Origin of the sequence: Phenylobacterium sp., assembly GCF_031425575.1 — a bacterium.
GTDB lineage: Bacteria > Pseudomonadota > Alphaproteobacteria > Caulobacterales > Caulobacteraceae > Phenylobacterium.
On sequence record NZ_JANPJP010000136.1, the window covers coordinates 1 to 23587 of the forward strand.

Here is a 23587-nt window from a genome sequence, read left to right on the forward strand (position 1 = left end):
TCATGCCCGCGCCGGATTTCTCGCGCAGGTCCTTGACCAGCGCAGCGGTGATTTCCGCCATGGTGAGCTCCTTCAGATCAAATGGGTTGGCGGGACCCCATCTAGAGCCCCGCCGTGTCGTGTTCGTGTCGGCTCGCCGGAAGCGAGCCTCCGACTCAGTCTTGGGTTACGGTCGGTTCAGCCGCCGGGGCTTCCGCCGCGGTGGTCTCCGGTTCGGCCGCGGCCGGAGCGGCCTCGACCGGGGCCGGTTCAGCAGCGACGGGGGTCGGAGCGGCGGCGGCGGGCGCGGCCATCTCGGCTTCGGTCACGACCGGTTCCGGGGTCAGCTCACGGGCCAGGGTCGGCTCGATGGGGGCCACGGAGGCGCCCAGGTCCACACCGGCGGCCGATTGGCCGGCGGCCAGACCGTCGAGGACCGAGTCGGCCATCAGGTCGCAATAGAGCTGGATGGCGCGCGCGGCGTCATCATTGCCCGGGATCGGATAGGTGATGCCGTCCGGATTGCAGTTGGTGTCCAGGATGGCGATGACCGGGATGTTGAGCTTGCGGGCTTCCTGGATCGCGATCGCTTCCTTGTTGGTGTCGATCACGAACATGATGTCGGGAATGCCGCCCATGTCCTTGATGCCGCCGAGGGACAGCTCAAGCTTGTCGCGCTCGCGCGTCAGCTTCAGCAGCTCCTTCTTGGCGCGGCCTTCCGAGCCGCCTTCCAGCAGGCCTTCCAGCTCGCGCAGGCGCGCGATCGAGCCCGACACGGTGCGCCAGTTGGTGAGCGTGCCGCCCAGCCAACGGTGGTTCACATAGTACTGGGCGCTGCGCTTGGCGGCGGTGGCGACCGGATCAGAGGCCTGACGCTTGGTGCCGACGAAGAGCACGCGGCCACCCGAGGCGGCGACCTCACGCACCTTCACCAGGGCCTGGTGCAGGAGTGGGATCGACTGCGAAAGGTCGATGATGTGGATGTTGGAGCGGCTACCAAAGATGTAGCGGTCCATCTTCGGATTCCAGCGGTGGGTCTGGTGGCCGAAGTGGGCGCCAGCTTCCAGGAGCTGACGCATAGAGAAGTCGGGAAGCGCCATGTCGTATGGTCCTCTTTTTCCGGTTAGCCTCCGCAGACAAACCCTCCCGAAGGAGGACCGGAATGGAAACCGGCGGGATGTCTCCCCGCCAACCGCCAAACGCCTGCGTGTGGAATGGGCGCGGATATAGGGCCAAGCGCCAGAAAATACAATAGCCAGGGGCGGTTGGCGGCGGGAGCCGGCTAGAGATCCTCGACGAACACCACGCCGGGCGCCGTCTTCAGGGCGCCGCGCACCGCATTGTCCAGGGTGAAGCGGCCGGGAAGCTTGACCTCCACCTCACGGCCGCCCTCTACCGGCGCCACCAGGATGACTTCGCCGCCACGGCTGTTCGCCGAGCCCTCCAGGCGCTTCTTCAGGGCGTCGATCTCGGCGCTGCGCGGCGCGATATGGACGCGCAGGCCGGCCACGGCGTTCTCGATGGCCCGGTCGATGGGCTCGCAGCCGTCGCCGAAGAACCGCACCTCCCCGTCCCTGGCCTTGGCGCGGATCCGCAGGCCGACGCACTTTCCGGGCTCCAGCAGTTCGCGGGCATTGCGCAGGGATTCCGGCGGAAACAGCACCTCGAACTCGCCGGTGGGGTCGGAGAAGGTGACGAAGGCGAACTTCTCGCCGCTGGAGGCCGAGGCCCGCTCCTGCTTGCGGCGGACAACCCCGGCCATCCGGAAGGCCTCGGCGCCGGCCATGGCCTTGGGCAGGACATCGGCCAGCAGGTCCACCCGCTTGCGGCGCAGGGCCGGCACCATGTCGTCCATGGGGTGGCCAGAGAGATAGAAGCCGACGGCGGCCAGTTCCTCGTCCAGGCGCTGGGTCGAGGACCAGGTGTCGATCTTGGGCAGGCGCGGCCGCTGGGCCTCCACCTGGTCTCCGCCGAACAGGGAGCCCTGCGACGACGCCCGCTCCGCAGCCACCGACTGGCCGTAGCCCACCAGCACATCGGCGGCGCCGACGATCTGGGCGCGGTTGGCGTGGAGCGAGTCGAAGGCGCCGGCCCGGGCGAGGGTCTCGAACGAGCGCTTGTTGACCTGCTTGGGGTCGACGCGCTCGACGAAGTCGAACAGGTCCTTGAACGGCCCGCCCTCGGCGCGGACGGCCACCACATGCTCCATGGCCTGCAGGCCCACATTGCGGATGCCGCCCAGGGCGTAGAGCACCTCGCCGCCCTCCACGTCAAAGTCAGCGGCCGACAGGTTGACATCCGGGGCGCGGATCTTGACCCCGAACTTCTTGGCGTCCTGGTAGAAGACCGCCAGCTTGTCGGTGGTGGAGATGTCGAGGCTCATCGAGGCCGCAAAGAACTCCGCCGGCGCATTGGCCTTCAACCAGGCGGTCTGGTAGCCGATCAGGGCGTAGGGGGCGGCGTGGGACTTGTTGAACCCGTAGCCTGAGAACTTCGCCATCAACTCAAACAGCGTGTCGGCCAGATCGACGGGCACGCCGCGCTCCGCCGCCCCGCTGGCGAACCGCTCGCGCTGCTTGTCCATCTCCTCCTTCTTCTTCTTGCCCATGGCGCGGCGAAGAAGGTCGGCTTCCCCCAGGCTGTAGCCCGCCATGATGCGGGCGATATTCATCACCTGCTCCTGGTAGACGATCACCCCGTAGGTGTCGGTCAGCACCGGCTCGAGAAGCGGGTGATAGACGTTGAGCGGCTTGCGGCCGGCCTTGGTGTCCACATAGGCCGGAATGGACTCCATCGGGCCTGGCCGATAGAGCGAGATCAGGGCGGTGACCTCTTCAAGGGAGCTGGGCCGCAGCTGGCGCAGGATGTCGCGCATGCCCTGGCTTTCCAGCTGGAACACCCCCACCGTCTGCCCCGACGCCATCAGCTCGTAGGACTTGGCGTCGTCCAGAGCCAGCTTCTCCAGGGGGAAGTCGGCGCCGCGCTTGGCCAGATGCTTCATGGCCCGATCAACGACGGTCAGCGTCTTCAGGCCCAGGAAGTCGAACTTCACCAGGCCCGCGCTCTCCACCCATTTCATGTTGAACTGGGTGGCGGGCAGATCCGAGCGCGGATCGCGGTAAAGCGGGGTCAGTTCGGTGAGCGGGCGGTCTGAGATCACCACGCCGGCCGCGTGGGTCGAGGCGTTTCGGTAGAGGCCCTCGAGCTGGAGGGCGGTCTCCAGCAGCTGGGCCACGGCCTCATCGTCCTCCTTGGCCTGGCGCAGGCGCGGTTCGATCTCGAGGGCGCGGGCCAGGGTCACCGGGTTGGCGGGGTTGGCCGGCACCATCTTGGCCAGCCGGTCCACCTGACCCAGCGGCAGTTGCAGCACGCGGCCGACATCGCGCAGCACGGCGCGGGCCTGCAGGGTGCCGAAGGTGATGATCTGGGCCACGCGGTCGCGGCCATAGCGCTGCTGCACGTAGGAGATCACCTCTTCCCGCCGCTCCTGGCAGAAGTCGATGTCGAAGTCGGGCATGGACACCCGCTCAGGATTCAGGAAGCGCTCGAAGATCAGGCCGTAGCGCAGGGGGTCCAGGCCTGTGATCAGCAAGGACCAGGCGACCAGGGAACCGGCCCCGGAGCCCCGTCCCGGCCCGACCGGAATGCCTTGAGCCACAGCCCACTTCATGAAGTCCGACACGATCAGGAAGTAGCCGGGGAAACCCATGGACTGGATGACGCCGATCTCGCGTTCAAGCCGGTCCCAATAGTCCTGTTCACTTCCGGTAAGGGTGTGGCCCTCCAGCCGCTTGCGCAGGCCCTCGCGCGCCTGTTCGGCCAGTTCCTCGGACTCGGTGCGGCCCGCGGCCGTGGGGAACCGCGGCAGGATCGGGTCGCGCTTCTTGACCATGAAGGCGCAGCGCCGGGCGATATCGAGGGTGTTGTCGCAGGCCTCGGGCAGGTCGGCGAACAGCTTGCGCATGTCGGCGGCCGGCTTGAACCAGTGCTCGGGCGTCACCCGGCGGCGGTCCTCCTGGCTGATATAGGCGCCGTCGGCGATGCACAGCAGGGCCTCGTGGGCGGTGTAGAGCTCGGCCGGGCCGAAATAGACGTCGTTGGTGGCCACCAGGGGAATGTCGAACGCGTAGGCGTAGGCCACCAGTTCCGGCTCGGCGGCGGCCTGGGCGGCCATGCCGTGGCGCTGCAGCTCGATATAGAAGCGGTCGCCGAACACCCGGAGCATTTCGGCCAGGGCCGCCTTGCCCTCGAGCGTCTTGCCCGCGGCCATCAGCGGATCGACCGGACCGTCGACCCCGCCCGAGAGCAGCAGCAGGCCCTCGGCCCGCTCGGCGACCGCGCTCCAGGGAACCTGCGGCTCCTCGGTGGGCTCGATGTCCAGATAGGCCATGGAGGAGAGTTCGGAGAGGTGCAGGTAGCCCTGCTCGCTCTGGGCCAGCAGGACGATGGTGGGGATCTTGGCCCAGCGCTCGGGCGGTCCCTCGCCGATGCCGCGCACCGGCAGGGCGACGCCGACGATAGGCTGGACGCCGGTCTCCTTGGTGGCGACGGAGAACTCGAGCGCCCCGAACAGATTGGCCCGGTCGGTGAGAGCCACGGCGGGCATATGGGCCTGGGCCGCCAGCTTGCCGACCGCGTCGGCCTTGATGGCGCCTTCCAGCAGCGAATAGGCCGAGCGTACCCTTAAGTGGACGAAACCGTCTTGCCCGCCCTCGCCGCTCACGCCGTCCTCCGCTTTCAGAAATTCAGCCTCAGGCGGCCAGTTGCGCGACCTGACACATCATCCAGACAAACCCCGCGACCGACACAAAGGCCAGCGATTCCCGCGCCAAACGAACAACCATAACGTCACCCCTGTGAATGTTCTGCGTATGTTCCTATTCTGGTTTTGTTCTCATAGCAAGTGGGGTACTTTTCCGGATGTGAGATGAACTTGATGGGCCGCGTCTGCTGCCGGCTCATTGTTCGAGGAGTTGTCAGGGCATGGCTGTCATCGCCGAACAAGATCTGGATATCGCGGACAGCGCGGCCAAAATGGCAGTCCGCATATTCGCCCCGGAGCAAAGAGATCTATCCACTTGGGGCTGCAGGTGTGAGGTCGGGGAGCCGGTCGCCGAAGTCATCGAGACCGACGGGGTCTCAAGCCTGCAGGCTCTTGCGCTAGCGATCCAAGAGCTGGCGGCGGCGCTCTACAGCACCGAGCTCTATCGTAGTGGGCAGCTGGGCGCCTTCGTAGCTTTCGACGGATATCTAGGAATTCCCGCCCCAAGCAGCTTCAAGAACATTGCGCCCCATACCTTTTGAAGCCGACCGCACGCGCCCCTAAAACCCCGCCTGCGTCTCCAGCTTCCCGTCCTTGAGACCCAGCACCCGGTCCATGTGCCGGGCGAGTTCGAGGTTGTGGGTGGCGACCAGGGCCGCGACGCCGGTGGCGCGCGCCAAGGCATAGAGGTTCTCGAACACCGCCGCCGAGGTGTGCGGGTCGAGGTTGCCGGTGGGTTCGTCGGCCAGCAGGAGGCGGGGCGAGTTGGCCAGGGCTCGTGCGATGGCCACGCGCTGCTGTTCGCCGCCGGAGAGCTGGGCCGGCTGGTGCTTGACCCGTTCGGCGAGGCCGAGCTGTTCCAGCAGGAAGAAGGCGCGCTCGCGGGCGGCCTTGCGCGGGGTCCCGGCGATCATCTGCGGCAGGGCCACATTGTCCAGGGCCGAGAACTCCGGCAGCAGGTGGTGGGCCTGGTAGACGAAGCCGATGGTGTGCAGGCGAACCCGGGTGCGGACCCGGTCGCTGAGGTTGGAGCAGTCGCGGCCCTCGATGAAGATCTGGCCGGCGGTCGGCCGCTCCAGCAGGCCCGCGGCGTGCAGCAGCGAGGACTTGCCCGAGCCCGAGGGGCCGATCAGGCCCACGACCTCGCCCGGCATGACGTCGAGGTCGGCCTCGTTGAGCACCGTCAGGGTCTTGTCGCCGGTCTGATAGGTGCGGGTCAGGCCACGGATGGCCAGGACCTGGTCGGCGTGGGACTCACTCATAGCGAAGCGCCTCCACGGGATCGAGACGCGAGGCGCGCCAGGCCGACGGCAGGCTGGCGATGAAGGTCATCACCAGGGCGCCGCCGGTGATGCCGCCGACCTCCAGCCAGTCGATCTTGGCGGGCACGCGGGTGAGGAAATAGACGTCGGAATTGAACACCTGGGCGCCGGTGGCCCACTCCACGAACTGCTGGATCTCGCCGATGAAGGTGCAGAACAGCACCCCGATCAGCAGGCCCGTGGCGGTGCCGAGGATGCCGATGGTGGCGCCGGTCATGAAGAAGATGCGCAGGATGCTCCCCTGCCCCGCCCCCATGGTGCGCAGGATGGCGATGTCACGGCTCTTGTTCTTCACCAGCATCACCAGGCCCGAGATGATGTTCATGGCGGCGATGAACAGCAGCATGGTGAGGATCAGGAACATGACGTTCCGCTCCACCTGCAGGGCGCCCCAGTAGGAGGCGTTCTTCTGGGTCCAGTCGGTGACGATGGAGGCCGGGCCGGCGGCGCGGGCGACGGCGGGCTTCATGTCCACGGCCTGGTCGGGATCGGCGAGCTTCATCTCCACGAAGTCGACCCCGGTGTCGCGTCCGAAGAACAGCTGGGCCTGGGCGAGCGGCATGTAGATGAAGGCCTGGTCGTACTGGCTCATCCCCACCTTGAAGGTGCCGGCCACGGTGTAGGACTTGCGCTGCGGCGTAGCCCCGAAGGCCGTGGCCCCGCCGGTGGGGGAAATCAGCGTCAGGGCGTCGCCGGCCTGGACCCCCAGGTTACGGGCCAGGTCGTCGCCCACTAGGATCATGTCCCCGCCATACTCGCCGTCGCCGAAGCCCTCCAGCGAGCCCGAGACGATGTTGGTGGAGATGATCTCGGTGGCCTTGAGGTCGGCAGGCGACAGGCCGCGCACGATGGCGCCGCTGATCTGGCCCATGCCGAGCGCCATGGCCTGGGCCTCGATGACCGGGGCGGCCTGGATCACACCCGGCAGGGCGCGCAGGCGCACCACCATGGGGTCGCGCTCTGGGGTCTGCAGCACGCCGCCGGCCACATAGACGTGGCCGTTGAAGCCGAGGATGCGGTTCAGCAGCTCGGAGCGGAAACCGTTCATCACGCTCATCACGATGATCAGCACGGCGACGGCGAGCGTGATGCCGATGAAGGAGATGATGGAGATCAGGGCGACGCCGCCCTGGCTCTTCTTGGCGCGCAGGTAGCGGCCCGCGACGGTGCGCTCCCAGACCCCGAAGGGCTGGCCGCTGCCTCCCAGGGTCGGGTTGCTCACGCGCAGATGACCTTGAGCGCCTGCTCCAGCGGCAGGGTCTGCTTCTCGCCGGTGGCGCGACGCTTGATCTCCACTGTGCCGTCGGCGACGCCCTTGGGGCCGACGACCAACTGCCAGGGGATGCCCACCAGATCGATGGCCGCGAACTTGGCGCCCGGGCGCTGGTCGCTGTCGTCCAGCAGGGGGTCCTTGCCCGCCGCGATCAGGGCCTGGTAGGCGCTCTCGGACACCTCATCGGTTCCGGCGTCGCCGGGGCGCAGGTTGATCACCGCCACGCCGAAGGGCGCCTCGGCGTCGGGCCAGATGATGCCGGCCTCGTCGTGGCTGGCCTCGATGATGGCGCCCGTCAGACGTGAGACGCCGACGCCGTAGGAGCCGCCGTGGATGGGGCGGTCCTGGCCGTCGGGCCCGGCCACGTTGGCCTTCATGGGCTTGGAGTACTTCTCGCCGAAATAGAAGATGTGGCCCACCTCGATGCCGCGGGCCGAGAGGCGCTTGTCCTCGGGCACGGCGGCGAAGGCGGCCTCGTCATGCATCTCCTCGGTGGCGGCGTAGAGGTTGGTACGCTGCTCCACCAGGGGCTGGAGATCGCCGTCCCAGTCGACGTCGCCGGGCGCGCCCATCTCCACCAGGTCCTTGTGGCAGAAGACCTGGCTCTCGCCAGTGTCGGCCAGGATAATGAACTCGTGGGACAGGTCGCCGCCGATGGGGCCAGGGTCGGCCTTCATGGGCACCACGTTCAGGCCCATCCGCGCATAGGTGTTCAGATAGGCGATGAACATGCGGTTGTAGGACTTGCGCGCCGCGGCCTCGTCGATGTCGAAGGAATAAGCGTCCTTCATCAGGAACTCGCGACCGCGCATGACGCCGAACCGGGGACGGCGCTCGTCGCGGAACTTCCACTGGATGTTGTAGAGGTTCTTGGGCAGGTCCTTGTAGCTCTTCACATAGGCGCGGAAGATATCGGTGATCACCTCCTCGGCCGTGGGGCCGTAGAGCAGGTCGCGCTTGTGGCGGTCGGTGATGCGCAGCATCTCGTCGCCGTAGTCCTCATAGCGGCCGCTCTCGCGCCACAGGTCGGCGAGCTGCAGGGTGGGCATCAGCACCTCGATGGCGCCGGCCCGGTCCATTTCCTCGCGGACGATCTGCTCGATCTTCTTCAGCACCCGCAGGCCCAGCGGCAGCCAGGCATAGATGCCGGCGGCCTCCTGGCGGATCATGCCGGCGCGCAGCATGAGCTGGTGGCTGACCACCTGGGCGTCGGAGGGAGCTTCCCGAAGCGTCGGCATGAAGTAACGCGAAAGACGCATCTGGCGGAGATTCCCGGACGAGGTTCAGATCAACGGCCCTGATAGCCGCTGCGCTTGGACCTTGGCAACGAAGCTGGATGAAAAGAAGGCCGCCCAGGGAGGCGGGCGGCCTTCTCGTCGTCGGGGAAAACGCCACGAGCGGCCTTCGGCCGCCCGCGATGTGGCTCTTGGTAACCTGGGTTACGTCACCCGACGAAGGCGTTACGCGCGGCCAGGGTGACCGAATGCGTTTCGCCTATACTTTAAGCGCGCAGAGGCTGCGACGCTGAGGCTCTGGGCAATCAGCCCAGGCCGGAGGGCAGGTTGGGCAGCGGAATGACCTTGAAGTGCAGCAATAGCCACAGGACCACGAAGACGATCGCCGAAACCCAGGTGGTGGTGATGAATTTCTTCTTGATCTTGGGATCCACCGGCGCGGCCGGATCGCCGCCGTCGCCTTTGTCGATCCCGGCCTCGGCGTGGCTGGTCACCCCGAGGGGCAGGACGGCGAACAGCACCACCCACCAGATGGTGAAGTAGATGGCGAAGCCGGTGAACCAGGTCATCCGTGGGCTCCCTTGGGGGTTTCCATGAGTTCGACCAGGACGCCGCCCATGTTCTTGGGATGGATGAAGATCACCGGCACGCCATGGGCGCCCATGCGCGGCTCACCAGTTCCCAGCACCGTGGCGCCCTTGGCGCGCATGTCGTCGCGGGCCACGAGGATGTCAGGCACCTCAAAGCAGATGTGGTGCTGGCCCCCGGAGGGGTTCTTGGCGAGGAAGCTAAGGATCGGGGAGGTCTCGCCATAGGGCTCGATCAGCTCGATCTGGCTGTTGGGGGTGTCGACGAAACAGACCCAGACACCCTGCTCGGGCAGGGCGAACTTCTCGCCGATGGCGGTGGCGCCCAGCAGGTCGCGATAGACCTTCACCGCCTCGTCGATGGAGGGGGTGGCGACCCCCACATGGTTCAGTCTTCCGATCATGTCGTCCGCCTCGCGCTCTGCGAGGGCGGTATAGACGACTTCCGCCGGGTTAGGGGAGCGTCTTCACGGCTTCCGCGGCCACGGCGCGCCAGTCCCCTTCCTGGTCGCGCAATTGGCCGGCGAACCGGATACCACTTCGCCGATTGCGCTCACTGGGTGAACAGCGCCGTCCCCCCGTCGCGCAGGTGGGCCAGGTTGGCGGCGGGGCCGAAGATGGCGCCTGCGGCCAGCAGCTCGGCGATGCGGGCGTGCGAATAGCCCATCTCCTCCAGCAGTTCGCCGCTGTGCTGGCCGAGATCCGGGGTCGGGCGCTGGAAGCCGCTGGCGCCGCGGGCGAAGTCGGCATAGGCGCGCACGCCAAGCATGTCCCCCAGGCGCGGGTGCCGCCAGACCTCGAAGACGTCGTTCTCCCACAGCCATTCGCTCTCGAAGGCCTCGTAGCCGCGCAGAACCGGCGCGCAGGGCACGCCCTGGGCCAGCAGTTCGGCCAGGACGCCGTCGCGCATGCGGGCGGCGAAGGCCAGTTCCAGGGCGCGGGCCAGGTGACCGTCCCGCGGCGCGGTGAGCGCATTGGCCGGCAGGGGGATGTGCAAAGCGCCGCAGACGCTATCGGCCTCTGCCTTCGTCTCGCAGACCAGGGCGATCCAGCCGTCGGCGCACTGGTAGTAGCGATGCAGGGCGCGGAGCCCGAGACAGTCCTGGGCGCCGACGTCGTTTTGCGGGCGGTCTTCATAGATGGTGACCTCGCCGAGCTGGAAGGTCAGGCTCTGGGCCATCAGGCTGGTGACCACCTCCTGCCCCGCCCCGGTTGTCTCCCGGGCGTTGAGCGCGGCGATGATGGAGAAGGCGACCACGGCGGCGGTGGCCACGTCATTGACGGGAATGGTGTGGAGGACCGGCTCCCCCTCCCCGCCCTGGGCCGCCATCATCCCGCCCTCGGCCTGCAGCAGCGGGTCGAAGCCCGGCAGGACGGCGCGGGCGCCCTTGTCGCCATAGGCGTTGATCGAGCAGGAGACGATGCGCGGATTGATCGCCTTGAGCGCCGCATAATGGATACCCAGGCGTTCGCGCACCCCGAAGCGATAGTTGTCGAGAATGACGTCGGCGCCGCGCACCAGGTCGAAGAACATCTCCCGGGCGGCGGGCTGCTTGAGGTCGATGCCCAGGCCTCGCTTGCCCCGGCTGTAGGCCATGAAGCCGCCGCCGTTGCTGCGGAAGGGGTCGCCTTCGATCGGTTCGATCTTGATCACGTCGGCGCCAAGATTGGCCAGGACCCCGCCGGCATGGGCGCCGGCGATGACCGTGCCCAGGTCCAGCACCTTGATCCCCGACAGCGGCTGCGGCCGATCATTGGCGCCGGTGGGTTGGGGATGGCGCCGCTCAGGCCAGGCGTGGCCGTTGAGGGGCTTGGCCAGGTGGCGCACCGAACCGGGGGTGACCGACAGGCGCGAGGGCACATTGGGCATGTGCACAGGACCGAGCTCTGGATGCTCCAGCGTCACACGGGCCTCGGCGGCGGCCACGGCCTCGCCCGCGAACCAGGGCTCGCGGGGCCCGACCGGCGCGCAGGGGACGCCGTTGGCCTGGAGGAGTTCCAGCCATTCGGCGCGCGGGCGGGTCTTGAACACCGCCTTCAGAGCCTCGCGGGCCAGCAATGGGTCCGACGCGAAGGTCTCCCAGTGGTCGCCAAGCCCCAGGGCCTGGATGGCGCGGTGGTAGAAGGCCACGAACAGGGTCGCCAGGAAGAACCACTGGCCATCGCCGCACTCGTAAAGCCGGTAGCTGGGCGAGGCTCCCAAAGGCGCGCCGCGCGGCAGGGGTGGGTCGGAGAGCACCCGGACCGGACCGGTCACCTCGGAGACGCCGTGCAGGCCGCTGACGGTCACCGCCTGGCCCTTGCCGCTGTGGTGGCGTTCGAGGAGGGCGGCGCTGATGGCGGCGGCGCCCATCACGGCCTGCCCATAGTGGCAGAGCGGCAGGATCAGATGGACCGGCTGGTCGGAATAGGCGCCCTGCCGGAAGGCGACGCCGCTGAGCGCGGTCAGCAGGCTGTGGTGCGACGGGAGCTGGCTCCAGGATCCGGTCGTGCCGTAGGGCGGCATCCAGGCGTGGATCAGGTGGGGGTGGGCCTGCGTGATCGTCCGGGCGTCCAGGCCGAGGGCCTCGAGCTTGCCGGGGTGGTGATCGAACAGGACGACGTCAGCGCGCGCGATCAAGGCCCGCGCCTCCGCCATCCCGACCTCGGTGGCGAGATCCAGGGTGAGCAGGTGCTTGTTGCGGTTCCAGGTCAGGTAGCCGGGATGATCCTTCATCCGGTCGCCCTGCGGCGGCTCGACCTTGATGATGTCGGCCTCGAAGTCCCCCATCAGCATGGCCGCCATGGGCCCGGCCAGGCCTTGGGTGAAGTCGACGATGCGTACGCCGGCGAATGCGGACATTCAGACGCCCTCCCTGGTGCGGGGCGCGTCGTGGCGCGCGCCCTCGCGGGGCTCGCGGGCGGCGAGCCGGGAGACATCAAACCATAGCCAAGGCTCGAAACAAGTCCGAGCGGTCGGGAAGTTAGATCCGCAGCACCGTGGTCTCGACGACAGGACGGCGGCCCCAGACCCGCTGGCTGGCCTTTTTCACCGCCCGCGAGATGGCCTTCTCGATGGCCTCGTCGTCGTCCCGATCGGCGCCCTTCAGACGGTCAAGGGCGCGCTCGGCCTCTTCAGCCAGGTCGTCCATCATGTCTTCCATGGGGTAGTCTTCCTCGGCGGGAAGACCGAGGGCCCGGACCTGCGGCCCGGAGACGATCTTGCCCCGCGGGTCGAGGGCGACGGAGACCGCCAGCATGCCGTTGAAGGCGGCGTGGCGGCGTTCGCGCAGGGCGTCGCCGTTCTCCGGCGTCAGCATGCCGCCATCGACATAGATGCGGCCGGCCTGGACCTCGTCGATGATCTCGGCGCGGCCAGGCGCCAGGCGGACCATGTCGCCGTTGCGGGGCGAGACGGTCTGCGGGACCTGCAGGTCCTTGGCGAAGGCGGCGTGCTCGAGAAGGTGGCGGCGCTCGCCGTGGGTGGGGACGGCGATCTCGGGCCGCGCCCAGGCGTACATCTGGGCCAGTTCGTCGCGGCACGGGTGCCCGGAGACGTGGATGCCGGGATGGTCGCGCTCGGTGTAGAGGCGCACGCCGCGGTCGGCGAGGCGGTTCTGCAGGGCGCGGATCGGCACCTCATTTCCGGGGATGACGCGGGAGGAGAAGATGCAGGCGTCCCCCTGCCCCAGCTTGACGAAGGGGTGCGAGCCGTCGGCGATACGGAACAGAGCCGCCCGCGCCTCACCCTGGCTGCCGGTGCAGAGATAGAGGATCCGGTCCTCGGGGAAATCCCGGGCCTCGTTGTCGGCGATGAAGGGCTTCAGATCGGCCATCATACCGACCGACTTGGCGGCCGCCGACATGCGGTGCATGGAGCGGCCCACCAGGCAGACCCGGCGGCCGGCGGCCTCGGCGGCGCGGATCACGGAGTCCATCCGGGCCACGTTGGAAGCGAAACAGGCCACGGCCACCTTGTGGTGCAGGCCCTTGATCAGGTCGCCCAGGGCGTCGCGGACATCAGCCTCGGAGCCGGCCGTGCCGTCGACGAAGACATTGGTCGAGTCGCAGACCATGGCGAGGATGCCCTCGTCCCCCAGCTTGCGGATGGCGTCTTCGTCGGTGACGCTGCCGAGGACGGGGTCCGGATCGATCTTCCAGTCGCCGGTGTGCAGGATGGTGCCGAGCGGGGTGCGGATCGCCAGGCCGTTGGGCTCGGGGATCGAGTGGGTCAGGGTGATCAGGTCGATCTCGAAGGGACCCAGCGTCACCTTGCCGCCCAGGGGAACCTCGGTGATCACCGCGTCGGCGGCGGCCGGGTTTTCCCGCAGCTTCTCGCGCAGCAGGAAGGCGGTGAAGGGGGTGGCGTAGAGCGGCCCGCGCAGGCGCGGCCAAAGGCGCGCGACGGCGCCGATATGGTCCTCGTGGGCGTGGGTCAGGACGATCCCCAGGATGTCCTTCTTGTGCGCCTCCAGGAAGGTAGGGTCCGGCAGGATGATCTCGACGCCAGGCGTGGTCTGGTCACCGAAGGTGATGCCGAGGTCGACCACGATCCACTTGCGCGCATGCGGTGGGCCGTAGCCGTAGAGGTTGAAGTTCATGCCGATCTCGTTCGAGCCGCCGAGCGGCAGGAAAACGAGTTCGTCGTCGGCTTTCGCCTTGATCTGGGCCATCAGGTCACCGCCGCGGGGCGCGGGTTGCGCCGTGAGATTTCCAGCATGCCGCGAATGGTCAAGTCCGGATCGAAATGGTCAATGGCCAGGGTCGCGCCATGGAACAGACTGGCGACGCCGCCCGTGGCCACGACGGTCATGGGTTCGCCCCACTCGGCCTTGAGACGGGCGATGAGCCCCTCGATGAGGGCGACATAGCCCCAGAAAACGCCTGACTGCATGGCTCCGACTGTGTCCTTGCCCAGCACGCGCTGGGGCTTCTGAATGGCGACGCGGGGCAGTTTCGCCGCCGCACTGTGCAAGGCTTCCATCGACAGATTGATGCCTGGCGCGATCACGCCGCCCTCGAACCCGCCGTCCGCGGCGATCACGTCGAAGGTGGTGGCGGTGCCGGAGTCGATGACAATCAGCGTCCCCGGATAGACGATATGCGCCCCGATTGCGTTCACAAGGCGGTCGGCGCCGGCCTCCGACGGTTTGTCGATGCGGATCGGGATACCCAGGTCGGCGTTCTCGCCGATGACCAGGGGCTCCACGTGGAAGTAGCGGCGCGAGAGATTGCGCAGGTTGAAGATCGACTGCGGCACCACGCTGGAGATGATGCAGCTATCCAGCACGCCGAACTGCAGCCCCGCCATATTGAGCAGTTGGGACAGCCAGACAGCATATTCGTCGGCCGTGCGGCTGGAATCGGTGGCCGCCCGCCATTGGGCGATCCAGCTGGTCCCGTCGTGCACGGCGAAGAGCGTGTTGGTGTTGCCCTGTTCGATGGCGAGCAGCATCTCTAGGCCTCTCCGAAGAAAACGTCGCCGGCGGTTATCCGCAGAACCGCACCGTCGTCCAGCCGCAGGCGCAGCGCCCCATCGGCATCCAGCCCCTCGGCGACACCGCGATGGGTCTGGTTGGGCAGTCGGGCTTCACAGGGTTGGCCCAGGCCGTGGGCGCGCTCGGTCCAGCCCCTGGCGATGGGGGCGAAACCGTCCTGCTCCCAGGCCGCGCGCCAGCGTTCGAACGCCAGGGCCAGGACGTCGAGGGCCGCTCGCGGTGACGGCGGCGGACCCGGCATGAATTCGGCGAAGGCCGCGGCCGGGCGCTCCACATCCTGCGGGGCGTGGGCCAGATTGACGCCGATGCCCACCGCCAGCCAGATGCGGCCGTCCGGCAGCGGGCCCGACTCCACCAGGATGCCGACGGCCTTGCGGCCGTGCACCAGCAGGTCGTTGGGCCACTTCACCGTCGCCGGGCCGGGACCCAGGCAGGTCTCGGCGAGATCGGCGGCGGCCAGGGCGGCGACGAAGGAAATCTGGGCAGCCTCCCCCGCCGGCTTTTCGGTGGCGAACAGAAGGGTGGCGGCCAGGTTGCCGAGCTTGGTCTGCCAGTCGCGTCCCCGGCGGCCCCGGCCGGCGGTCTGGGTCAGGGCCGTGATCCAGACGGGTCCGGTTTCACCGGCCTCGGCGCGACGACGCGCCTCGGCGTTGGTGGAATCGATCTCGTCGTAGGACTCGATCGGCGGAATCGTCACCTAGGCCAGGCCGAAGGCGGCCGCCGCGGCCTTGGCCAGCGGGTCGATGAAGACCAGGGCGCCGAGCACCAGCGGGAAGGAGAACAGGGCCGCGGCGATGGCGATGGTCTTGGCCTCGGCGGGCGGCGTATCGGTCCCGCCGACGCCGCCGTCGAACCACATCACCTTGATCAGGCGCAGGTAATAATAGGCCGCCACGACACTGCCCACGAGCCCGATCACGGCGGCGACGCCGAGACCGGAGTTGATGGCCGCCTTGAAGACGTAGAACTTGGCCCAGAAGCCGGAGAACGGCGGCAGACCCAGGGCCGACAGCGAGAAGGCGGTCATGGCCAGGGCGATGCCGGGACGTTCCTTCATCAGGCCGGCCATGTCCTGGATGGTCTCCATCGGCTTGCCGGCCCGCGACAGGGCTGCAAGACAGGCGAAGAACCCGGTCACGTCGACCATGTAGAGCACCATGAAGACCAGCATGGCCTGCACGCCCTCGGCGGTGCCTGAGGCCAGGCCCAGGACTGCGTAGCCGACATTGGCGATCGAGGAATAGGCCCAGAGGCGTTTGAGGTTGTTCTGGGCCAGACCGGCGAAGGCGCCGACCCCGATGGACAGCAGGGCGATGATCACCAGCACCTGGCCCCACTGGGCCGAGGCGCCGGAGAAGCCTTCGCTCAGGGCGCGGGCGAACAGCACCATGGCGGCCAGCTTCGGCGCACCGGCGAAGAAGGCCACGACCGGGGTCGGGGCGCCTTCGTAGACGTCGGGGGTCCACATGTGGAACGGGGCGGCCGAGACCTTGAACGCTAGGCCGCAGATCAGGAAGACCAGACCAAACAGCACGCCCGTCCCTGCCCCGGCCTGAACGGCCACGGCGATCTCATCGAACTTGGTGGAACCGGCGAAACCGTAGATCAGCGAGGCGCCGTAGAGCAGCAGGCCCGACGACAGGGCGCCCAGCACGAAGTACTTCAACCCCGCCTCCGACGCCTTGGCGTCGTCGCGGTGCATGGCGGCTAGCACGTAGAGGGCCAGGGACTGCAGTTCGACGCCGATATAGAGCGAGATCAGGTCGCCGGCCGAGACCATCATGGCCATGCCGAGCGCGGCCAGCAGGATGAGGACCGGGAACTCGAAGTTGCGGATGTTGCGTTGGGCGAACCACTTCTGGCCCAGGGGGATGGCGATGGCGCTGGCGATGAAGATGGCCACCTGGCTAAAGGCCGAGGCGTCGTCGGCCACCAGGCCGCCCGCGAAGCCGCGGCCCTGGGTCCCGAAGGCTGCGTAATAGCCAGCGATCGCCAGGGCGGCGACCGAGCCCAGGGTCATCACCGTGGTGGCGCGTGGCGCGAAGGCCCCGAACACCAGCAGCACCAGGGCCGCGATGGCCAGGGTCAGCTCAGGACCGGCAAGGGCGATATCGGCGGAGAAGGTCATGGAGAGGCCCCTAGGCGCCGATGGCCGCGCTGTAGAGCGCGACGAGGTTGTCGACCGACGCCTGGGTCAGGTCGAAGACGGCGGCCGGATAGATACCGAGATAGAGGGTCGAGGCGATCAGCGGCGCGAAGATGGCCACCTCGCGCCAGTCGAGGTCGCTGATCTCGGCCAGGGCCGGATTGGTCAATTCCCCGAAGATGACGCGGCGATAGAGGCTGAGCGCATAGACCGCCGAGAAGATGACGCCGCTGGCGGCGGAGATGGCCGTCCAGGTGGAGACGCCGTAGGCGCCGGTCATGGTGAGGATTTCGCCCACGAAGCCCGAGGTGCCCGGCAGGCCGACATTGCCCATGGTGAAGAGCATGAACACCGCCGCATACCAGGGCATGCGGTTCACCAGCCCGCCGTAGAAGGCGATCTCGCGGGTGTGCATGCGGTCATAGACGACCCCGACGCAGAGGAAGAGCGCGCCGGAGATCACCCCGTGGCTCAGCATCTGGAAGATCGCGCCCTGCACGCCAGCCTCATTGCCGGCGAAGATGCCCATGGTCACGAAGCCCATGTGGGCCACCGACGAATAGGCGATCAGCTTCTTGATGTCGGTCTGACGGAAGGCGACCAGGGAAGTGTAGATGATGGCGATGACGCTGAGGGCGAAGACCAGCGGGGTAAAGAACTCCGAGGCTTGCGGGAACATCGGCAGGCTGAAGCGCAGGAAGCCATAGCCGCCCATCTTCAGCAGGATGCCGGCCAGGATCACCGAGCCCGCCGTGGGCGCCTCGACGTGGGCGTCGGGCAGCCAGGTGTGGACCGGCCACATGGGCATCTTCACCGCGAAGGAGGCGAAGAAGGCCAGCCACAGCCAAGTCTGCAGGGCGGGGTCGAACTTGTAGACCATCAACTCGGGGATCGAGGAGGTCCCGGCGATGCCGATCATGCCGAGGATGGCCGCCAGCATCAGGACGGAGCCCAGCAGGGTGTAGAGGAAGAACTTGAAGGCCGCGTAGACCCGGCGCTTGCCGCCCCAGATGCCGATGATCAGGAACATGGGCACCAGGCCGAACTCGAAGAAGGCGTAGAACAGGACCAGGTCCAGGGCGCAGAAGACGCCGATCACCAGGGTCTCCAGGACCAGGAAGGCGATCATGTATTCCAGCACGCGGGTCTCGATCGACTTCCACGAGGCCGCGATACAGATCGGCATCAGGAAGGCGGTCAGCAGGACGAACAGGATCGAGATCCCGTCCACGCCCATGCGGTAGTGAATGCCGGCGAACCAGTTGGCGTCCTCGACGAACTGGAAGCCCGGATTCGCCGGGTCGAACTCCGCGACCAGCACGATGGAAAGGGCGAGCGTCGCCAGGGTGGTGACCAGGGCGATCCACTTGCCGGCGCTGACGGTCTTCTCGTCTTCGCTCTTGGCGAAGAAGCGCAGCACCAGGATGGCGGCCACGCCGAGCAGCGGCGCGTAGGTGATCAGGGAAAGCAGGCCAGTCATGATCTCACTCCCCCTCAGGCCTGCCACTGGAAGACGGCGAAGGTCAGCAGACCCAGCACGCCCAACAGCATGACGAAGGCGTAGTGATAGACGTAGCCGGTCTGCAGCAGACCTGCCCGGCGGCCGACGTCGTAGGACACCGCCGAGACGCCGTCGGGGCCGAGACCATCGATGATCTTCTGGTCGCCGACCTTCCAGAACAGGTCGCCCAGCAGCCGGGTGGCGCGCACGAAGGTCGCCTCATAGAGCTCGTCGAAGTACCACTTGTTGTAGAGGAAGCTCCACAACGGGCCCTTCTTGGCGGCGATCCGCGCGCCCATGCCTTCATTGGCGATGTAGTAGAACCAGGCCGCGCCGAAGCCGATGGCCGAGACCACCAGCGGCGCCCAGTGCAGCCAGGTCGGCGAGTGGTGGGCGTGCTCGAGCACCTGGTTGGTGGGGGCGTTGAAGATGGCGCCGCGCCAGAAGGCGTTGCGATCATCGCCCACGAAGGCCTCGACAAAGGCGTAGCCGGCGAACACCGCGCCGACCGCCAGGAGCGCCAGCGGGACCAGCATCACCAGCGGGCTCTCGTGGGGCTTGTGGGCCCCATGATGGCCGTGGGCGTCATGGTGGTCGTCCGGCAGCGGCTCGCTGTGGGTCTCGATCTGGGCCGCGCTGGCGTGGTCGTCGGCGCCATGGGCGTGGTCGGCGTGGGCGTGATCATCATGCGCCCACTTGGCCTTGCCGTGGAAAGTCATGAAGGCCAGACGCCAGGAATAGAAGGCTGTCAGGCCCGCCGCGCTGAGGCTGACCAGGAAGGCGAAGAAGGCCACCGGATTGTGCTCGCCCGCGGCGTAGGCCGCCTCGATGATGGTGTCCTTGGAGAAGAAACCCGCGAGGCCAAAATCGGTCCCGGGAATGCCGAAGCCGGTGATGGCAAGGGTGCCGATGGTCATGACCGCGTAGGTCACCGGCAGGTACTTCCACAGGCCGCCCATCTTCCGCATGTCCTGCTCATGGTGCATGCCGTGGATCACCGAGCCTGCGCCCAGGAACAGCAGCGCCTTGAAGAAGGCGTGGGTGAAGAGGTGGAACATGGCGGCCTGATAGGCGCCCACGCCGGCGGCGAAGAACATGTAGCCGAGCTGCGAACAGGTCGAATAGGCGATGACCCGCTTGATGTCGTTCTGGGCCAGGCCGACGGTCGCCGCGAACAGGGCGGTGATGGCGCCCACCAGGGTGACGATCTGCTTGGTGACCGGCGCGTACTCGAACATCGGCGACAGCAGGCAGACCATGTAGACGCCGGCCGTCACCATTGTGGCGGCGTGGATCAGGGCCGAGACCGGGGTCGGGCCCTCCATGGCGTCCGGCAGCCAGGTGTGCAGGAAGAACTGTGCCGACTTGCCCATGGCGCCCACGAACAGCAGGGCGCAGGCGAGGTCCACAGCGTGGAACCACTGACCGGCGAAGAACCAGCCGGTGCTGGCGAACTCGGTCACCCGCGGGAAGATCTCGGCGAACTCGATCGTGCCGAACATCCAGAAGACGGTCATGATGCCGAGCGCGAAACCGAAGTCCCCCACTCGGTTGACCACGAAGGCCTTGATGGAGGCGGCGTTGGCCGTCGGCTTGTGGAACCAGAAACCGATCAGCAGGTAGGAGGCCAGGCCCACCCCTTCCCAGCCGAAGAACAGCTGCATGAAGTCGGCGGCGGTGACCAGCGCCAGCATGGCGAAGGTGAACAGCGACAGATAGGCGAAGAACCGCGGCTTGGACGGGTCCTCGGCCATGTAGCCCCAGGAGTAGAGGTGCACGAGCGACGAGACGCTGGTCACCACCACGAGCATGACGGCCGACAGGGTGTCGATGCGGATCGACCAGTTGGACTGGAAGTCACCGATATTGATGAAGGGCAACAGGTGGACGGTGAACTTGGCCGGCCAGTCGCCCCAGATCACCCCATGGAAGGCGGTCCAGGCGATGGCGCAGGACAGGAATAGGGAGCCCGTGGTGATCGCCATCGAGGCGACATTGCCGATGCGGCGACCGGACAGGCCGGCGATCAAGGCGGCGATCAGGGGCGCGAACACCCCGATGGTGACGAGAAGCTGAGGAGTCATGCTCGGGTCCTCAACCCTTCATCACGGAGACGTCGTCCACGGCGATGTCGCCGCGGTTGCGGAAGAAGGTCACCAGGATGGCCAGGCCGACCGCGGCCTCGGCCGCGGCGACGGTCAGCACGAACATGGCGAAAATCTGCCCCGTCACGTTGTGCAGATAGACCGAGAAGGCCACCAGGTTGATGTTCACCGCGAGCAGGATGAGCTCGATCGACATCAGGATGACGATGATGTTCTTGCGGTTCACGAAGATCCCGAACACCCCGATGGTGAACAGGATCGCGGCGACCGCCAGGTAATGGGCGAGCCCGATGCTCATTCGTCGATCCCCGCGCCGGGTTTGATGGAAATGACCCGCATGCCGGTCGCAGGACCGCGCGCCACCTGGTCGGCGATCACCTGCCGGCGCACGCCGGGCTTATGGCGCAGGGTCAGCACGATGGCGCCGATCATGGCCACCAGGAGCACCAGACCCGCCGCCTGGAAGAAGTAGATGTAGTCGGTGTAGAGCACCCGCCCGATGGTCTCGGCGTTGGAGATGTCCGCGTCCGAGGCCTGCGGCGTGTCGTTGAGCCGCGCCGCCCCGCCCGTCGAGACGGCGGTGGAGACCAGGATCATCTCGAAGGCCAGGATGCCGGCGACACCGGCGCCCAGGGGCATGTAGCGGGCGAAGCCCTGCCGCAGGGAGGCGAAGTCGACATCCAGCATCATGACGACGAAGAGGAACAGCACCGCGACCGCGCCGACATAGACGACCACCAGGAGCATGGCGAGGAACTCGGCGCCGAGCATCACGAACAGGCCCGCGGCGGAGAAGAAGGCCAGGATGAGGAACAACACCGAGTGCACCGGGCTGCGGGCCGAAACCACGCAGACACCGGCGACCAGGGTCACCGTCGCCAGCAGATAGAATGCGATCGCGTGAACGGCCATGACGGCTCTTCTCAGCCCCTCAATTTCAGTGACCGGCGCCTGACGGCGACGCGGTGATTAGCTTTCGGAATCGCGCCCGGGTCTTACCGGTAGGGCGCGTCCAGTTCCAGATTCTTCGCGATCTGCCGCTCCCAACGGTCCCCGTTATCGAGCAGGCGTTCCTTGTCGTAGTAGAGCTCTTCGCGGGTCTCCACGGCGAACTCGATGTTCGGGCCCTCGACGATGGCGTCCACCGGGCAGGCCTCCTGGCACAGGCCGCAATAGATGCACTTGACCATGTCGATGTCGTAGCGGGTCGTGCGGCGGCTGCCGTCCTCGCGGGGCTCGGCCTCGATGGTGATCGCCTGGGCCGGGCAGATGGCTTCGCACAGCTTGCAGGCGATGCAGCGCTCTTCGCCGCTCGGATAGCGGCGCAGGGCGTGCTCGCCCCGAAAGCGCGGCGACTGCGGCCCGCGTTCGTGTGGGTAGAGCACCGTGGCCTTGGGGCGGACCATATACTTCATGGCCATCCCGAAGGCGCCGACGAAGTCCATCAGGGCCGCGCCTTTCACGGCCTGGGTAATGCGCTGCATCATATCGCGGTCACTTTCGTTTGCAGACGTAGGCGGTGATGGACTGGGGATCACCTTCCTTCGCCAGCTGCAGGTCGCCGCCCTTGGCCAGGCATACGTCGCGCGCCTTTTTCAGGGCGTCATAGCTCGCCACGCCGCCATCGGGCGTGACGCCGCTGGCGCAGGCGGCGCAGAGCATCAGGCTGGAGATGACGAGCAGGATTCTCATGCCGCGACGGGCCCGAAGACGCGCCAGGCCGCCACCAGCACCACGGCGACACCGGAGATGGGCAGGAAGACCTTCCAGCCCAGGCGCATCAGCTGGTCGTAGCGGTAGCGAGGCACGATGGCCTTGGCCATGGCGATCAGGAAGAAGAAGAAGCAGGTCTTCAGGAAGAACCACATCAGGCCGTAGAAGCCCTGCGCCATGTCGCCCCACTGGTGGACGAACGCGAAGTCGATCGGCGCCTGCCAGCCGCCGAAGAACAGCACCGTGATCAGCGAGCACATCAGCACGATGTTCACCAGCTCGCCGATCATGAAGAGCAGGAACGGGCTGGAGGAATATTCCACCTGATAGCCGGCCACGAGCTCGGACTCGGCTTCGGGCAGGTCGAAGGGGGGGCGGTTGGTTTCGGCCAGGGCCGAGATGAAGAAGATCACCGCCATGCCGAACATGACGATGGCGATGGGCCAGTTGTGCAGGCCGCCGCCGAGGAAGTTCAGTTCCAGAACCCGCCGGCCTGTTTCTCGACGATGGTGGTGAGGTTCATGCTGCCGCTGAGCAGGATGACCGTGATGATCACCAGGCCGATGGAGACCTCATAGGAGACCATCTGGGCGGCGGAGCGAAGGGCGCCGAGGAAGGGGTACTTCGAGTTGGAGGCCCAGCCGCCCATAATGATGCCGTAGACGCCCAGCGAGCTGATGGCGAAAAGGTAGAGCACGCCGACATTGATGTTGGACAGCACCCAGCCCGGCGCGAACGGGATCACCGCCCAGCCCACCAGGGACAGCAGGAAGGTCAGCACCGGGGCCAGGAGGAACACCGTCTTGTCGGCGCCATCCGGGATGACCAGTTCCTTCAGCACGAACTTGATCAGGTCGGCGAAGGACTGCAGCAGGCCAAAGGGACCCACCACGTTGGGGCCCTTGCGCATCTGGACGCCTGCCCAGATCTTGCGGTCGGCCAGCATGAAGAAGGCCAGGCAGACCAGCAGCGGCAGGACGATCAGCATGATCTTGCCGACCGTGATCAGGGTCCAGCCGAGCTCGGTGGCCCAGAAATTGAGGGTCGGATCCATCCCCTACTCCGCCGCGATCTTGGAGGCGTCGGCCGCCACGGCCGCGCACTCGGCCATCGTCACGCTGGCGCGGGCGATGGGGTTGGTCAGGTGGAAGGCGCGCACGCAGCTGGCGAGCGGCGCGTCGGTGGCCGTTCCGGCCGCCGCGATCCCCGAAAGGTCGATGGCCGAGGCCGCCGCGCCCGGGGCGTAGTCGATCCGCCCGAAGGTCGGGTGGTCGGCGAACAGCTTGGCCCGCAGCTGGGCCAAGGTGTCGTAGGGCAGGGTCGCGCCCAGGCGGTCTGACAGGGCCCGCAGGATGGACCAGTCTTCACGTCCCTCCCCCTTCGGGAACACCGCGCGCTGGCCCAGTTGGACCCGGCCCTCGGTGTTCACATAGAGGCCGTCCTTCTCGGTATAGGCCGCGCCCGGCAGGATCACGTCGGCCTTGTGC

At 67.2% G+C, this 23587-nt stretch carries 21 protein-coding genes and 1 pseudogene; 1 reads left to right on the forward strand and 21 read right to left on the reverse strand.

What is annotated here, in order from left to right; genetic code table 11:
• Positions 1-155 precede the first annotated feature (155 nt).
• The 3 genes from rpsB to sidA all read right to left on the reverse strand — a co-directional run bounded on the left by rpsB (position 156) and on the right by sidA (position 4823).
• On the reverse strand, positions 156-1079 hold the full coding sequence (rpsB, locus tag RMO97_RS08165) for a 30S ribosomal protein S2 (protein WP_310540224.1): 924 nt from the start codon (positions 1077-1079) through the stop codon (positions 156-158).
• A gap of 182 nt (positions 1080-1261) precedes the next feature.
• Positions 1262-4702, reverse strand: coding sequence for a DNA polymerase III subunit alpha (dnaE, locus tag RMO97_RS08170; RefSeq protein ID WP_310540226.1), 3441 nt, complete (start codon positions 4700-4702; stop codon positions 1262-1264).
• A gap of 28 nt (positions 4703-4730) precedes the next feature.
• The gene (sidA, locus tag RMO97_RS21560; protein ID WP_215340377.1) at positions 4731-4823 is read right to left on the reverse strand and encodes a cell division inhibitor SidA; all 93 of its coding nucleotides are present in this window, start codon (positions 4821-4823) and stop codon (positions 4731-4733) included.
• A 139-nt stretch (positions 4824-4962) separates the two neighbouring features.
• Here sidA and RMO97_RS08175 point away from each other — a divergent pair, with 139 nt between their 5' ends.
• The gene (locus RMO97_RS08175; RefSeq protein WP_310540228.1) at positions 4963-5283 is read left to right on the forward strand and encodes a DUF6968 family protein; all 321 of its coding nucleotides are present in this window, start codon (positions 4963-4965) and stop codon (positions 5281-5283) included.
• 18 nt (positions 5284-5301) lie between these two features.
• Here the strand turns inward: RMO97_RS08175 and RMO97_RS08180 are convergent, their stop codons facing one another.
• From RMO97_RS08180 to RMO97_RS08265, 18 genes and pseudogenes are all read right to left on the reverse strand, one after another.
• Positions 5302-6003 (reverse strand): ABC transporter ATP-binding protein, encoded by a 702-nt coding sequence (locus tag RMO97_RS08180; protein WP_310540230.1) that lies wholly within the window; start codon positions 6001-6003, stop codon positions 5302-5304.
• Positions 5996-7285 (reverse strand): lipoprotein-releasing ABC transporter permease subunit, encoded by a 1290-nt coding sequence (locus tag RMO97_RS08185; RefSeq protein WP_310540231.1) that lies wholly within the window; start codon positions 7283-7285, stop codon positions 5996-5998. The genes RMO97_RS08180 and RMO97_RS08185 overlap by 8 nt, the downstream gene beginning before the upstream one ends.
• Positions 7282-8595, reverse strand: a complete 1314-nt coding sequence (gene proS / locus RMO97_RS08190) for a proline--tRNA ligase (protein ID WP_310540233.1) — start codon at positions 8593-8595, stop codon at positions 7282-7284. Before proS ends, RMO97_RS08185 begins: the two co-directional genes overlap by 4 nt.
• A gap of 281 nt (positions 8596-8876) precedes the next feature.
• Positions 8877-9140: a DUF1467 family protein gene (locus RMO97_RS08195; protein ID WP_310540234.1), complete on the reverse strand. Its 264-nt coding sequence runs from the start codon at positions 9138-9140 to the stop codon at positions 8877-8879.
• Entirely contained in the window at positions 9137-9562 is a 426-nt protein-coding gene (mce, locus tag RMO97_RS08200) for a methylmalonyl-CoA epimerase (RefSeq protein ID WP_310540235.1), read from the reverse strand. Before mce ends, RMO97_RS08195 begins: the two co-directional genes overlap by 4 nt.
• A gap of 149 nt (positions 9563-9711) precedes the next feature.
• The gene (locus RMO97_RS08205; RefSeq protein WP_310540236.1) at positions 9712-12000 is read right to left on the reverse strand and encodes a CoA transferase; all 2289 of its coding nucleotides are present in this window, start codon (positions 11998-12000) and stop codon (positions 9712-9714) included.
• A 121-nt stretch (positions 12001-12121) separates the two neighbouring features.
• Positions 12122-13810: a ribonuclease J gene (locus tag RMO97_RS08210; RefSeq protein WP_409035298.1), complete on the reverse strand. Its 1689-nt coding sequence runs from the start codon at positions 13808-13810 to the stop codon at positions 12122-12124.
• Complete coding sequence (locus tag RMO97_RS08215) at positions 13810-14592, reverse strand: type III pantothenate kinase (protein ID WP_310540238.1); 783 nt, start codon at positions 14590-14592, stop codon at positions 13810-13812. The genes RMO97_RS08210 and RMO97_RS08215 overlap by 1 nt, the downstream gene beginning before the upstream one ends.
• Before the next feature lie 2 nt (positions 14593-14594).
• Positions 14595-15332 (reverse strand): biotin--[acetyl-CoA-carboxylase] ligase, encoded by a 738-nt coding sequence (locus RMO97_RS08220; RefSeq protein ID WP_310540240.1) that lies wholly within the window; start codon positions 15330-15332, stop codon positions 14595-14597.
• Positions 15333-16763, reverse strand: coding sequence for an NADH-quinone oxidoreductase subunit NuoN (nuoN, locus tag RMO97_RS08225; protein WP_310540242.1), 1431 nt, complete (start codon positions 16761-16763; stop codon positions 15333-15335).
• A gap of 10 nt (positions 16764-16773) precedes the next feature.
• Entirely contained in the window at positions 16774-18279 is a 1506-nt protein-coding gene (locus RMO97_RS08230) for an NADH-quinone oxidoreductase subunit M (protein ID WP_310540253.1), read from the reverse strand.
• The gene (nuoL, locus tag RMO97_RS08235; RefSeq protein ID WP_310540244.1) at positions 18276-20366 is read right to left on the reverse strand and encodes an NADH-quinone oxidoreductase subunit L; all 2091 of its coding nucleotides are present in this window, start codon (positions 20364-20366) and stop codon (positions 18276-18278) included. The genes RMO97_RS08230 and nuoL overlap by 4 nt, the downstream gene beginning before the upstream one ends.
• A gap of 10 nt (positions 20367-20376) precedes the next feature.
• Entirely contained in the window at positions 20377-20685 is a 309-nt protein-coding gene (gene nuoK / locus RMO97_RS08240; RefSeq protein WP_304780140.1) for an NADH-quinone oxidoreductase subunit NuoK, read from the reverse strand.
• The gene (locus tag RMO97_RS08245) at positions 20682-21299 is read right to left on the reverse strand and encodes an NADH-quinone oxidoreductase subunit J (protein ID WP_310540246.1); all 618 of its coding nucleotides are present in this window, start codon (positions 21297-21299) and stop codon (positions 20682-20684) included. Before RMO97_RS08245 ends, nuoK begins: the two co-directional genes overlap by 4 nt.
• Positions 21300-21382: 83 nt before the next feature.
• Complete coding sequence (gene nuoI / locus RMO97_RS08250) at positions 21383-21874, reverse strand: NADH-quinone oxidoreductase subunit NuoI (protein ID WP_304780134.1); 492 nt, start codon at positions 21872-21874, stop codon at positions 21383-21385.
• Positions 21875-21881: 7 nt separating this feature from the next.
• A complete protein-coding gene (locus RMO97_RS08255) occupies positions 21882-22079 on the reverse strand; it encodes a hypothetical protein (protein ID WP_310540248.1) in 198 nt (65 codons plus the stop codon).
• Positions 22076-23154, reverse strand: a pseudogene (gene nuoH / locus RMO97_RS08260) (NADH-quinone oxidoreductase subunit NuoH). The gene RMO97_RS08255 and the pseudogene nuoH overlap by 4 nt, the downstream one beginning before the upstream one ends.
• 3 nt (positions 23155-23157) lie before the next feature.
• Positions 23158-23587: molybdopterin-dependent oxidoreductase (locus tag RMO97_RS08265; RefSeq protein WP_310540249.1), on the reverse strand; the 430-nt coding region annotated here is incomplete at its 5' end.